The organism is Solemya elarraichensis gill symbiont (assembly GCF_002021095.1).
GTDB lineage: Bacteria > Pseudomonadota > Gammaproteobacteria > Chromatiales > Chromatiaceae.
This window is the reverse complement of the sequence record NZ_MPRK01000062.1, coordinates 1-13,039: the sequence shown is the minus strand read 5'-3', so window position 1 is coordinate 13,039 and position 13,039 is coordinate 1. Positions and strand designations below refer to the sequence as shown.

At 53.3% G+C, this 13,039-nt stretch carries 14 protein-coding genes and 1 pseudogene; 4 read left to right on the top strand and 11 right to left on the bottom strand.

What is annotated here, in order from left to right:
* The 3 genes from BOW51_RS04695 to rpoH form a co-directional block, all read left to right on the top strand.
* Window positions 1-259, top strand: a 259-nt coding sequence (locus tag BOW51_RS04695) for an ATP-binding cassette domain-containing protein (RefSeq protein ID WP_135568059.1), incomplete at its 5' end; no start/stop codon positions are given.
* The gene (gene ftsX, locus BOW51_RS04690; RefSeq protein WP_078476674.1) at window positions 252-1,154 is read left to right on the top strand and encodes a permease-like cell division protein FtsX; all 903 of its coding nucleotides are present in this window, start codon (window positions 252-254) and stop codon (window positions 1,152-1,154) included. The genes BOW51_RS04695 and ftsX, both read left to right, overlap by 8 nt.
* Before the next feature lie 217 nt (window positions 1,155-1,371).
* On the top strand, window positions 1,372-2,226 hold the full coding sequence (gene rpoH, locus BOW51_RS04685; protein ID WP_078476673.1) for an RNA polymerase sigma factor RpoH: 855 nt from the start codon (window positions 1,372-1,374) through the stop codon (window positions 2,224-2,226).
* Between the two features lie 51 nt (window positions 2,227-2,277).
* Here rpoH and BOW51_RS04680 read toward each other — a convergent pair whose 3' ends face one another.
* The 11 genes and pseudogenes from BOW51_RS04680 to BOW51_RS04630 form a co-directional block, all read right to left on the bottom strand.
* Window positions 2,278-3,216 (bottom strand): phosphoribulokinase, encoded by a 939-nt coding sequence (locus BOW51_RS04680; RefSeq protein ID WP_078476672.1) that lies wholly within the window; start codon window positions 3,214-3,216, stop codon window positions 2,278-2,280.
* A 269-nt stretch (window positions 3,217-3,485) separates the two neighbouring features.
* Window positions 3,486-3,692 (bottom strand): cbb3-type cytochrome oxidase assembly protein CcoS, encoded by a 207-nt coding sequence (gene ccoS, locus BOW51_RS04675; protein WP_078476671.1) that lies wholly within the window; start codon window positions 3,690-3,692, stop codon window positions 3,486-3,488.
* On the bottom strand, window positions 3,689-6,130 hold the full coding sequence (locus tag BOW51_RS04670; protein ID WP_245828486.1) for a heavy metal translocating P-type ATPase: 2,442 nt from the start codon (window positions 6,128-6,130) through the stop codon (window positions 3,689-3,691). The genes ccoS and BOW51_RS04670 overlap by 4 nt, the downstream gene beginning before the upstream one ends.
* A 2-nt stretch (window positions 6,131-6,132) precedes the next feature.
* Window positions 6,133-6,441 (bottom strand): annotated as a pseudogene (locus BOW51_RS04665) (FixH family protein); the annotation flags it as partial.
* Between the two features lie 21 nt (window positions 6,442-6,462).
* Window positions 6,463-6,930 (bottom strand): hypothetical protein, encoded by a 468-nt coding sequence (locus tag BOW51_RS04660; protein ID WP_078476669.1) that lies wholly within the window; start codon window positions 6,928-6,930, stop codon window positions 6,463-6,465.
* A gap of 14 nt (window positions 6,931-6,944) precedes the next feature.
* A complete protein-coding gene (gene ccoG / locus BOW51_RS04655; RefSeq protein WP_078476668.1) occupies window positions 6,945-8,366 on the bottom strand; it encodes a cytochrome c oxidase accessory protein CcoG in 1,422 nt (473 codons plus the stop codon).
* A gap of 46 nt (window positions 8,367-8,412) precedes the next feature.
* Window positions 8,413-9,354, bottom strand: a complete 942-nt coding sequence (gene ccoP / locus BOW51_RS04650) for a cytochrome-c oxidase, cbb3-type subunit III (protein ID WP_078476667.1) — start codon at window positions 9,352-9,354, stop codon at window positions 8,413-8,415.
* Complete coding sequence (locus tag BOW51_RS04645) at window positions 9,351-9,554, bottom strand: cbb3-type cytochrome oxidase subunit 3 (RefSeq protein WP_078476666.1); 204 nt, start codon at window positions 9,552-9,554, stop codon at window positions 9,351-9,353. The genes ccoP and BOW51_RS04645 overlap by 4 nt, the downstream gene beginning before the upstream one ends.
* Window positions 9,555-9,605: 51 nt before the next feature.
* Window positions 9,606-10,352: a cytochrome-c oxidase, cbb3-type subunit II gene (ccoO, locus tag BOW51_RS04640; RefSeq protein WP_078476665.1), complete on the bottom strand. Its 747-nt coding sequence runs from the start codon at window positions 10,350-10,352 to the stop codon at window positions 9,606-9,608.
* A 2-nt stretch (window positions 10,353-10,354) separates the two neighbouring features.
* Window positions 10,355-11,815 carry a cytochrome-c oxidase, cbb3-type subunit I gene (ccoN, locus tag BOW51_RS04635; RefSeq protein WP_078476664.1) on the bottom strand — a complete coding sequence of 487 codons (1,461 nt, stop codon included), beginning with the start codon at window positions 11,813-11,815 and terminating at the stop codon, window positions 10,355-10,357.
* 104 nt (window positions 11,816-11,919) lie between these two features.
* Entirely contained in the window at window positions 11,920-12,114 is a 195-nt protein-coding gene (locus BOW51_RS04630; RefSeq protein ID WP_167367238.1) for a heavy-metal-associated domain-containing protein, read from the bottom strand.
* Window positions 12,115-12,454: 340 nt separating this feature from the next.
* Between BOW51_RS04630 and BOW51_RS04625 the strand changes: the two genes are divergently transcribed.
* Window positions 12,455-12,964 carry a DUF2244 domain-containing protein gene (locus tag BOW51_RS04625; protein ID WP_078476662.1) on the top strand — a complete coding sequence of 170 codons (510 nt, stop codon included), beginning with the start codon at window positions 12,455-12,457 and terminating at the stop codon, window positions 12,962-12,964.
* The last annotated feature ends 75 nt before the right edge of the window (window positions 12,965-13,039 follow it).

Genomic DNA, 13,039 nt, shown 5'->3' with positions numbered 1-13,039 from the left:
CCTTCCAGCCAGCCTCTCCGGAGGCGAGCAGCAGCGTGTTGGTATCGCCCGCGCCCTGGTCACACGACCGCCAATCCTGCTGGCTGATGAACCGACCGGCAACCTTGATCCTGAATTATCACGTGAAATCATGCAGCTGTTTCTGGCATTTAACCAGATAGGCGTCACCACGCTGATTGCATCGCACGACCTGGCTCTGATCAACCAGCTCGATCGCCCCGTCATCAAGCTGCACGAAGGATCCATCGCCCGTGCTTGAGCAACATAAACGTGCCATCAGAATTGCACTGAGCGACCTCTTTCAGCGCCCTCTGGCTTCATTGATGACAATCCTGGTGCTCGCTATCGCACTGGCTCTGCCGACAACCCTGCTTGCCCTGTTAAACCTGGGCGAGCAACTGACATCAGAGTGGAGCCAGGAGCGCACCGTCACCATGTTCCTGAAGGCTGACGTCGATGCCGAGGCTGCCCTGCTGCTCTCTGCCACCATTGAAGAGATTGAAGGCGTCGATTCAACAGAACTGCGCACAAGTGCGGATGCACTGGCTGAATTTCGCCTCTACAGCGGTTTTGGAGATGCACTCGATGCCCTGGAAGAGAATCCCCTGCCGAACCACATCCTGATTCATCCGTCCGAAAGCGCGGAAAACGATGCCATCTGCGAGTTAGTCAAGCGTCTCGCAACTCTCCCCGAGAGCGACCTGGTTGAATACGACCAGGCGTGGGTTGAACGGCTCAATAGTTTTACCGAGACAGCAAGAAGATTTGCAGATGCGCTTGCGATCGCACTTGCCATCGCGGTAATCATGATCATAGGAAATACGATCCGACTGGAAATTGCCACGCGCCACAGCGAAATCGAGATCACCCGGCTGGTCGGCGGCACAGATGGTTTCATCAGGCGGCCATTCCTCTATACGGGCATGCTCTACGGCTTCAGCGGTGCCCTGTTGGGGTGGCTGCTTGTGTCACTGCTCCTGCTATTTCTCAAGTCACCACTGCATGACCTTGAAACACTCTATGCAACCAGTCTGCCGCTCAATCCCTTCGACCTGCAGCGCCTAGCCATCCTGCTGCCCGCAGGCACCCTGCTTGGAATGACGGGTGCGGCTCTCACGGTTGGCCGCCACCTGGCGACCATTCAACCGGAATAGTCCGCACAGGCAAAAATCGCCCCGAATTGTCTAAATCAACAAGATCTGGCTGGATTACAGCAGGGAAGAGAACCCCCGGACCTGTCACGATAAATTTATAACCATCTGTTTTATATGATTATTATTCATTTATTTGCGTTTTGAACGAAACTTTTCCACAGGTTGGCACTCTAACCATCTGAGTGCTAATATAGGCACATAGAAAAGAGGAGTACAAATGTCCAAATCAAATGCAATTGCGTTAAACCTGCCGACCGGAAGCATGGAAGCCTACGTCAGCGCTGCATTTCAGCTTCCGATGCTGACCGCAGAGGAAGAGCGCGATCATGCAATCAGGCTGCGTGATCACAATGATCTCGACGCTGCGAGGGCGCTTGTCATGTCACACCTGCGCTTCGTGGTACGAGTCGCACGCGGCTACTCTGGCTATGGCCTGCCACAGCAGGACCTGATCCAGGAAGGTACAGTCGGCCTGATGAAAGCGGTCAAACGCTTTAATCCTGACAACAACGTGCGCCTGGTCTCCTACGCGGTGCACTGGATTCGCGCAGAAATGCACGAATATATCCTGCGCAACTGGCGCATCGTCAAGGTGGCTACCACCAAGGCACAGCGCAAGCTGTTCTTCAACCTGCGTAGCGCAAAGAAACGTCTGGGCTGGCTCAATCATGAAGAGGTACTGGGCGTAGCCGAGGACCTCGGTGTAAAGCCTGAAACCGTGCTGGAGATGGAAAAGCGCCTCTCCGCGCATGACCTGCCGTGGGATGCACCATCAGACAGCGACGATGAAGAGGCACACTTCTCTCCGTCAAGCTGGCTGCCCGGTAACACGCTGGACCCTGCCACAGAGATTGAACGAGCAGACACCACTGCAACGCGCGAGAAGGCCCTCGCTGAAGCGTTGGCACAGCTGGATGATCGCAGCCGCGAAATTCTGGCCGCACGCTGGCTCAGCGAGCAGAAGATGACGCTGCAGGAGCTTGCAGTACAGTATGGCATCTCGGCAGAGCGAGTTCGCCAGCTCGAAAAGAGTGCCATGCAGAAGCTGCAGAAACTGGTCGATCTCGACTAGGCTGACGCCCTTCTGAGGCTCGCAAAAGGACGCCATTGGCGTCCTTTTTTATTAATCGATTGACTGTCCCAGCATGCCGATGAGGCCGCATTTTTTCTTCTTCGGAGGCTTTCTGACTCCCCTCAGTGGACGGCTTGTCTCCACCAGTTCGTGAATCATCGGCATCAGAACAACCTCGAGCGCCAGGGGCAGCTTACCACCCGGGACGACCAGTGAATCCTTGCTCGACATAAAGGAGTTGGGAAGCATTTTCTGTAGCCTGACAAAATCCACCTGCTTTTCGTCTCGAAAACTGATAATCAGGAGACTTTCACTATCTATCGGCTGAATCGGCATGTTGAAAGGATCAGAGGGATCAATAACCGGAACCAGCTGAAAATTGACATGGGTACGGCCAAACTGGGGCGTGATGTGGTTAACGTAATCACTCATCCGGTCAATGATCGACTGCCGCACTTCTGTCGGCGTGTATCCGCGCATTGAGGTATCACGCTGTATCTTGCGAATCCATTCAAGATTGATATTCGGCGTAATCCCTATCAACAGGTCCGCGTACCTGGAGATATCGATATCACCGCTTATCGAGCCCCCATGCAAGCCACGATAATAGAGCAGGTCGCTGTTCTTTTTCATCATCTTCCATGGTGTAAAGGTGCCCGGCTCCTGCCCCACGGCGTCTGCATGTTCTTTCGAATGAAGGTAATAACGATAGAGGGCCGTGCCGGTCGCTGCGTACTGAAAGAGAAGAGACTCCAGCTTCTCCAGGTGGTTACCCTCGGGCCCAAACTGACTCAGGTTGCGCCCCTCCTTTTTCGCCTTGGCCAGCTCCACCTTCATCTCTTCGCGGCTATAGCGATGAAAAGCACTCCCCTGGATATAGACGGCCTTAACACGTTCTCTGCGGAAAATATGCTCGAACGCCCTTGTGATAGATGAACTGCCTGCACCGGATGACCCGGTAACGGCAACAATTGGATACTCCCTGGACATAAAAATTCCCTGGCTACCTTAACGACTTCCCTAGTTCTAGCATGGATTTATGGTTGGTTTCAAACCCGATGACTCCTGCATAAAATATCGCCCCCGGAATGCCAAAAAAAGGGCGCACAAGCGCCCTTTTCATAATGCCTCTGCCTCAATCAACCGAAAATGATGACCGACAGGAAGCTCAGCCATGCAAAAACGATCAGGCCGATGGTGAATGTGAGTGGAAAGTTTTCAAAATTAAAAAATTGCAGCATGATTGCCTGCTCCGTAACTTAGGTTTCTGAATTCTGTTCATCTGTCTGCTTCTTCTGCTGCACATAGTCATGCGGAACAAGCGGATCATCGTCATCCATGAGGATGCGATAGGCAGGACCTTCGAGGTCCTCGTACTGGCCACTTTTGATGGTCCAGAGAAAAAAGAGTACCGCGACAGTCATGATGAGAACTGCCAGGGGAATCAGTAAATAGAGTATGCTCATGTCGCCCTCGTCTGTTGGCGGCTTCCGATGTTGCGCAATCGCAGCGCGTTGGCAACGACCACCAGTGAACTCGCCGACATGCCAAGTGCCGCCATCCAGGGTGCAATCATGCCCGATGCCGCAAGTGGCAACGCAACGCCATTATACATCAGCGCCCACAACAGGTTCTGTCGAATAATCGCCAGCGTGCGGCGTGCGACCCTGAAACCGCTGACAAGGTGCGACAAGTGATCAGACAGCACCACAAGGTCTGCAGCCGCATGCGCCAGTTCTGTTCCGCCGCCCATAGCGACAGAGACATCAGCACCCGCCAGTACCGGCGCATCGTTCACCCCGTCACCGACCATGGCAACAATCTCACCCTGCTGCTGCAGTCGCCTGACATAGGCGAGTTTGTCGTCTGGCGAGGCCGAGAAGAGCACGTTCGAGATGCCCAGTTCAGTGGCAACTCTTGTGACCGGCTCTTTGCTGTCACCTGAAAGCAGATGTGGCTCGACTCCCAGATCCCTGAGCGCTTCGATAACCCCGGCCGCGCCCTTGCGCAATTCGTCGCTGAGTTCAAAGCGCGCCACCAGGCCTGCCTCATTTGCAAGCCAGATACCTGCAGCTCCATGCTCGTCCTGCTCAGCCGACACAGCGCCCAGTTCAGAAACAAAGCGCAACGAACCAATGCGATAGCGCTGACCATCAACCACACCCTCAACGCCTTCTCCCGGTCTCGAGATGATTTCGCCGGCAGGCATGAGATCACCGGCCTTGATCGAAATTGCCCTTGCTACCGGATGTTCAGAGCGTGATTCGAGTGCTGCTGCGATATCCAGCGCAGTACTTTCGCTTATATCAGCCAGTGTGACCACGCGGGTCAGTTCGAGACGTCCCTTGGTCAGGGTTCCTGTTTTGTCGAACACCACGTGCGTCGCTTTGGCGAGCGTTTCAATCGCATGTCCGCGCGTCGCCAGCAGGCCCAGCCTGGTCAGGGTTCCGGTTGCTGCCGTAATCGCAACCGGAGTTGCCAGTGACAAGGCACAGGGACAAGTCACAACAAGCACAGAGAGCGTTACTGCAAAAGCGTGCTGCGCATCATGCATCCACCACCATGTTGCGACCAGTGCCGCAATCACCAGTACTGCGGCAACAAACCAGCCTGCGATGCGGTCGGCAATTCGTGCGATTTGCGGCTTTTCCGCCTGCGCACGTTCGAGCAACTGCACGATACCGGAGATAACCGTCTCTTCACCCACCCTGTCGATCTCAAACACCAACGGGCTTTCAACATTGAGGCTTCCGCCAACCAGACGGTCGCCAACCTTGTACACCAGCGGCAGACTCTCACCGGTCAAGAGGGATTCATCAACGGAACTGATTCCTTCCACCAGCACGCCATCGGCCGGGATGGTTTCGCCGGGACGAACCACAACCCTGTCACCGGCACTCAATTCAGTTACGGGAACCAGCTCTTCACTACCATCGGCAGAGAGTCGTGCTGCAGTTGCAGGCAGCAGGCGTACCAGTGCTTCGGCGGCCTGCCCTGCACGATGGCGTGCGCCCATCTCAAGGTAACGCGAGGCAAGCAGGAAAAAGGCGAACATGCATACAGAATCGAAGTAGACCTCGGTTCCTCCGGTCACGGTTGACCAGACGCTGGCACCAAAGGCACCGCCAATGGCAATCGAGACAGGCACATCCATGCCGACCTGCTTGTGTGTTATATCGCGCCAGGCATTTTTGAAAAAACCGAGACCGGCATAGAAAACCACGGGGATGGTAAGAAACATGCTGACCCAGTGCATGAAGCCCTGCATCTGCTCATCCATACCGTAGAACTCACCGGAGTAGAGCGCCACTGCAAGCATCATCACCTGCATTGCGCCAACCCCGGCAATTGCCATCTTGCGCAGTGCGAGGCGATTCTCCTTGCGCTGTATCTCTTCCTGCTTACCCGGATCGAACGGGTGCGCAATATAGCCGATGGCAGCGATCGCCTTGAGAATATCACTCAGCTGGATACGTGATTCATCCCATTCAACGCGGGCACGATGGGTTGAGTAGTTGACATCGAAGTTCAGCACACCATCGAGGGCTCGTACGTGACGCTCGTTGAGCCAGACACAGGCAGCGCAGGTGATACCCTCAAGAATCAGGGATGCACGACGCTTGTCATCCTCGTCCACTTCGACAAAGCTTTCCTGTACCAGCTTTTCGTCATAGAGAGAGAGACGCTGCAACTGCTCCGGAATCAACTCCTCCGGTCGTTGTGACGGCTCGGTACGGTGGTCGTAAAAACTCTCCAGCCCCCCGGCGACAATCGCTTCTGCAACCGCCTGGCAGCCGTGACAGCACATATCCCGCTGCTGACCGCGAATATCGACCTGCAGGTCGATATCTTCCGGGACCGGCAGGCCGCAGTGAAAACATGGATGCTGTGTCTCGTCGTTCAAGTTCAGGATCCCGCATCAGCTACCGAGGTAGTCGCCTGTAACTCGTGTGTATCGCCCTGCCTGTCGATTTTCACAACCAGGTTCCATACACCCGGTAATGGCATCTCCAACTCCACGACATAAAAGCCCGGTGAATCAGGGCGCATGCTAAAACTGAAATCATGTTCGCTATTCGAGGGGCGGATAAAGCTTCCGGAGACTGTTGCGCCGCTGACAGGTTGACCCTCTGCATCGCGTACTACAAGAAGAAACAGCTGCGGCTGACCGGCAACGGGAGCCGTACGCCAACCTTTCCTGACCCGCCATCCACGCGCCTTCTGCTCTTCTACCTGTTAGAGGTATTGATTGTAGAGCGCCTCTTTCTTCTGGTAGTCATAAGGAACCGTACCGGGAAAACGTGAGTCTGCGACCTGTGCTGATTTCGGCTGTGGAAGCAATTTGGCAAAGATTCCGGTGATGCCTGTCTCCGCAAGACCAACGAAGGTCACGTTGACCGCGATCACCATGGCAAAAAATGCAACGATAACAGCTGGCCCCCAGTGCCAGGAGGTTCCGGAGCGACGACCGACAATACCGAGTACATAAGCGAGCACGACAAAAATTCCGATCTCGATGGCAAACACATCGCCGCCACGCCAGTTCAGCAGTGTCCAGGGGATATGTACGCCGATCACTGCCAGGATCAGGACAACAGTCATCGCCTTGCTATCGAGCCTGGTGAGAAAGCGCAGCACCAGGTAGAGCAGAAGCTCGAGCAATACTCCGAATCCAATAACAGCAAGCAATCCTGTTGTATTCATATCAGCTGCTCATCTCAGGGTGTGGTAAATACGGCATTCTGCATAAATTCCTGCAGGTCATCCCGTTTTATAGGTGTGGCTCGAAAGACAAAAGAATGAGAGCCGCCAACGAGGAGGTCCGGATGACTCCGTACACGTGCCGTCAGGCGCAGTCGCTGCTCAGGCGCAAGAATTATTGCCTGGAATTTCCCCATATCAAGTTCAGCGCCGGGCAGTCCGTCAAGCGAGAAAGCCAACATCAGGTTGGCACCGGTCTTGTTGTTCATCTTGATTTCGTAGCTGTTTTGGATACGACCATCAGAGAGCGTCACAAACAGCGGCTGGCGTACTTGCGAAATCGTCATATCAAATTTCTGCTGGTGAGAAACACTCCAGACCAGCGCGGTTACAATGACCATCAGTACGGCAAAATAGCCTAACACCTTGGGTCGCAACAGGCGTGCACGCTTGCCTTCACTGACCTGGCGCTCGGATGTATAAGCCACCAGGCCGCGTGGCCATTCGAGTGAATCCATGATGGTGTCACAGGCATCGATACACAGGGCGCAGGAGATACACTGGATCTGCAGACCATTGCGGATGTCGATACCTGTGGGGCACACCTGCACGCAGTAACCACAATCAATACAATCGCCTACGCCGGCCTCGGTTCTCGTCTCGCGAGTTTTCAGATTACGCCCTGCCCTGGCACGTCCCTTGTCTCCCTCGCCACGCTTTGCATCGTAGGAGACGATCAGCGAGTCGCTGTCGAACATGGCGCTCTGGAAACGCGAATAGGGACACATATAGGTGCACACCTGTTCACGCGCGTGCCCGGCCATGACATAGGTTGTCGCCGTCAGGAAGAGTGCGGTTGCGTAGGCAGCAAAAGGTGCCTGCAGAGTGAAAAAATCCCCGATCAGTTGAGGAGCATCACCCCAGTAAAGGACAAAACTGAGTCCTGTAAAAAAGGCAACCAGCATCCATAACAGGTGGGTGGTGCCGATCTTGAAAATCTTTTCCGCATCCCACTTCTGTTTCGACAGACGGATACGCGCAGGACGCTCACCCTGCACCAGTCGTTCAACCAGTACAAAAACATCTGTCCACAGGGTCTGAAAACAGAAATAACCACAGAAGACACGCCCGGCAATGCCGGTAACAAAAAATAGCAGGTAGGCAGCGAGCATCAGGAGACCGGCAAGCCAGAAGATATCCTGCGGGTAAACAGTCAGATCAAAAAGGTAGAACTTGCGCCCGACGAGATCAAACAGCACAGCCTGATCACGACCAGTGTCACGCTCCCAGCGTAGCCATGGAAGCAGAAAGTAGACACCGTAGGCAAACGCAAGTATGCCCCACTTAAGATCACGAAAACGTCCCTTCACCGAACGTGGAAAGATCGATTTACGCGCCTCGTATAGATGCCCTACCGCTTGATCCTGCTCGTTTTCCATTAGTTCATCTGCAGCCAGTCAAATAATTTTTGGTCAGCTGATGCGCTTACTTTCCGCCGCCCAGCTCGTGCACATAGAGTGTCAGCAGCTTGATCTGCTCCTCACCAAGACGACTCTTCCACAGCGGCATCTGTCGTGAGACTCCATTTTTGATCACGCGCTTAACCGCAGCGACCTTGTCCTCTTCCTTGACTGCGCCCGGCACATTGGCAACTGTCCACACTGCATCTGTGAGGTTGGCAGCGCCCTGTGACTTGAGACCGGTTCCATCGGCTCCATGACAATAGTAGCAACCACCTTCCTGGCCCTGAAAGATCTTCTCACCAGCCGCAGCCTTATCGGTTTCGACAGAGTGACCTGAAATACCCAGTACATAATTTGCAAGCTGTTCGAGCTTCTCATCATCAAGGTTCTTGCCGAATGCTGGCATATAGCCGTTACGACCGTGTGTGATGGTCTGCTCAATCTCGGCCGTGGTACCACCCCACAACCAGGCATCGTCTGCAATGTTGGGGTACAGACCAAACGCCTGTTCCGGCAGGTCTCCTCCCGGTCCGTGGCAGGCTGCACAGTTATCAGCAAATACAACCTTGGCCATCGAGTTGGCGAACGCCATCATGTCCGGATCGCTAAGGATCTCTTCGTAGCTGGCAGCGTTAACCTTTTCGAGATAAGCCTTCTGCTTGGTGGCCTCTTCGCCCGTCTGCATATCCTTGATCAGCAGTGAACGCGTATTCCAGTGCGTGGTCACTTCTTCGCCAGCATCATTCTGGAATGTGATGGTGTTGCCTACACCCTTGGTGAAGGTATTCGCATAAGGCCAGGTCGGATAGATAATCCAGTAGCCCAGGGAGAAAATAATGGTCGCATAGAAAGTCCATATCCACCAGCGTGGCAGCGGATTGTTGAACTCCTGCAGGTCACCGTCCCAGGCATGGCCGGTTGTCTGAACTGCATTACCCTGTTGCTGTGTATTGTTGTCACTCATGATGATTTACCTTGTTCATCTTCTGTGTCACTGACGTCATCATCTGCAAATGGAATGTACTTGTACGACTCGAGACGCTCTTTGCGCTTCTTGCCGGTAAAGACATAGACCAGGATGCCAATGAAGGTGAAGAAGAAGATCAGCAGCGCAATTGGCTTGCTGTACTCCATCGATGTCATCCATTGCAACCATGTCGGCATTATGATTTCCCGTCAGTTTCTCTATTTGTAACTCGTTCGATCGACTTTCGATCAACGAAACTCTGCAAAATAGCCTTCGTCGTACTTGCTGAAATCAACAAGCGAACCCAGCAGTTGCAGGTAGGCGACAATCGCATCCATCTCGGTCAGGTTGGAACGATCACCATCGTAGTTTCCAGCCTGTGCCTGGGCGATAAGATTCTCTTCCGCAGTATGAATATCAAGCATCTTCGCTGCATCTTCACCAAACCGCTCGACGTTGGCCTGGTACTCCTCATCCGTATCAGAGTAAGGAACACCAACCATCTTCAGTGCTCGCAGCTTGCCCTCGATGTCCGAGGTATTCAATGCTGTTTCAGAGAGCCATGGGTAGTTCGGCATAATCGACCCCGGAACAACAGAGCGCGGCGCCTCAAGATGCTGTACATGCCACTCGTTGGAGTACTTCTCACCAACGCGTGCAAGATCAGGCCCTGTACGCTTGGAGCCCCACTGGAACGGATGATCGTACTGCGATTCGGCTGCCAGCGAGTAGTGACCGTAACGTAGCAACTCATCACGGAAAGGGCGGATCATCTGCGAATGACAGGTATAGCAACCCTCACGCACATAGATGTCACGACCAGTCTGCTCGAGTGGCGTATAGGGACGCACGCCCTCGACTTCCTCGATGGTTTCATCGATATAGAAGAGAGGAACGATTTCGACCAGTCCACCGATACTGATAACCACCAAGGTGAGGGCGATCAGAAGGCCCGCGTTGATTTCAATACTTTCGTGTGCAAAACGGAATTTCATGATCAAGCTCCTGCCTTGGCCATCTTGGCCGCAATTTTCGCTTCGATTTCTGCCTGCTCACGCTTCGCCGTGCGCACTGTCATGAAAACGTTGAACGCCATAATCAAAATACCGGCTACAAAGAAGATTCCACCCAGCATACGTGTCACCAGTGGCACATGCATGAAGGAAACAGACTCGATGAATGTATAGGCAAGGTTGCCGTAATCATCGAATGCACGCAGCATCAGGCCCTGGCCAATACCTGAGATCCACATCGCTGTGATGTAGAGAACGATACCGATGGTCGCCAGCCAGAAGTGTGTGTAGACAAGTTTCTTGCTCCACAACCTGGTATCCCAGAGACGCGGAATCATGTGGTAGAAAGAGCCGAAGCTGATCATCGCAACCCAGCCAAGCGCACCGGAATGGACGTGACCAATGGTCCAGTCAGTGTAGTGTGACAGGGCATTGACGCTCTTCAGTGACATCATCGGGCCTTCGAAGGTCGACATGCCATAGAATGCCAGCGATGTGATCAGGAACAACATGATCGGATCGGTACGCAGCTTGTCCCATGCTCCGGAGAGCGTCATGATGCCGTTGATCATACCGCCCCAGGAAGGCATCAACAGCAGAATCGAGAAGGTTGCCGCAAGTGACGATGTCCAGTCAGGTAGTGCAGTCCAGTGCAGGTGATGCGCACCAACCCACATATACAGGAATGCCAGTGCCCAGAAGTGAACGATCGACAGCCGATAGGAGTAAACAGGACGTCCTGCCTGCTTGGGCACGAAGTAGTACATCATGCCGAGGAATGCTGCTGTAAGGAAAAATCCTACTGCATTATGGCCGTACCACCACTGTGTCATCGCATCCTGAACACCCGCGAATGCACTGTACGACTGCAGGCTGAACATACTGACAGGAACTGCCAGGTTGTTGACGATATGCAGAATTGCGGTTGCCAGAATAAATGACATATAGAACCAGTTGGCAACATATATATGCGGCTGTGAACGGCGCATCAGTGTCGTCACGTAGACATAAAAATAGGCGACCCAGGTGACCGTGATCAGGAGATCGATCGGCCAGACGAATTCAGCGTACTCACGCCCTTGGGTGTAACCGTTGACATAGCCCAGTACACCGAGAAGGACAGATGCCTGCCAGCCCCAGAAGGTGAAACCGGCCAGCATGTTGCTGGAGAGGGGTGTCTGACAGGTGCGTTGCACCACGTAGTAGGAGGTTGCAAACAGCGCGCTTCCGCCAAAACCGAAAATTACCAGCGTGGTATGCACCGGACGCAGGCGTCCGAAGGTAATTTGCGGAGTGTCAAAGTTCAGAAAGGGAAACGCCAGTTCTGCAGCAATGTAGGTACCGGCAAACATGCCCAGTATGCCCCACACCAGTGCCATAACGGCGAATCGCTTTATGATGTCATAGTTGTACTGCGAATCCGCAGCTGCAGCCTCATGTGCCATGAGTACACCTCAATGCGTAAAAAATAAAACCTCTCCACGACTGCAGCCGAAGCTGCTGCCGCCTCTTGTTCTTCGTTATTTGCTTGAACAGTGATGTTCAGGCTTTACCCGGCGGATCCAACCTCCGGATAGCCGAGAGACTTGAGCGTCTCGGCAACCTGCTGACGTTCGGATTCATCCAGATCAAATAGCAGGCGACCAGTGTCGACATCAACCTCGACCTTGTCGTTAAACGCTTTGCGTATGATGCTGGCACAACCGCCACACCTGACATTTTCAACATCGACAGAAAAAGACATCTGCATCACCCGCTTGTGTTATCCGCACGAAAACCGGGCCCGGGGCAACCAATTCGGTCGAAGCGAGCCGCGCAATAATATTAGATTTCACTAATGCAGTCAAAAGGAATAGAGGTATTTTATACAAAATAGCGGGATATTGCACTGCAGCACTCAAGCGGCTGATGAGCATATGTTTTCTGCTAATGAGTAATCAGTTGACCTGCCACTACCTTATCTGCCAGACTTCAGTAAAAATAACAATGACAAATGTCAAAAAACAGGAAAAAGTTTGGCATTCACAAGATGCAGATAGCAGTTGTGATGAGCCGAATATATAAGAATAACGGAGGAGGAGCGCTTGTTAACCAGCAAGCATTCAGCCGCCACAAGGGAGCACAGCATCATCGTTCAGCCGAATGCGTCGCTGAACCGCCAAAGTGCCATGCTCTTTTTTGTCGGTATCTCGCTAGTCTCTCTGCTGATCGTTGTGCGGTTTGCGATGTTGGGCGCGTGGATAATCCTTCCCTTTTCTCTTGCCGAACTTTCCCTGCTGGGCTTTTGCCTCCTTAAAGTGCTGAAAAGCAATCAGCGTATGGAGTCGATACATATAAAGAATGACACGGTCACCGTGACACGCAAGGACGCCGTCAACGAAGACAGCACACAGTTCCACCGTTACTGGGTGCAACTGGTGAGCAATGTGGACAAGAGCAGTGTTTGGCGACCAGCCAGGCTTTTGTTGCGATCACACGGGCGTAGTCGTGAGATCGGTAACTTTATAAACAATGAAGAAAAAAAGAGCTCGAAGAGCATCTCAGGCTCGCACTGTGCGACAGCGCCGCAGCCTGAAAATAAAGAATCTGGATAACAACAGGCGGCATGGTGAAAACCATGCCGAATTACAAGGGGCATGCTGTAAGCCCTCGCACCAACAAACTACGAC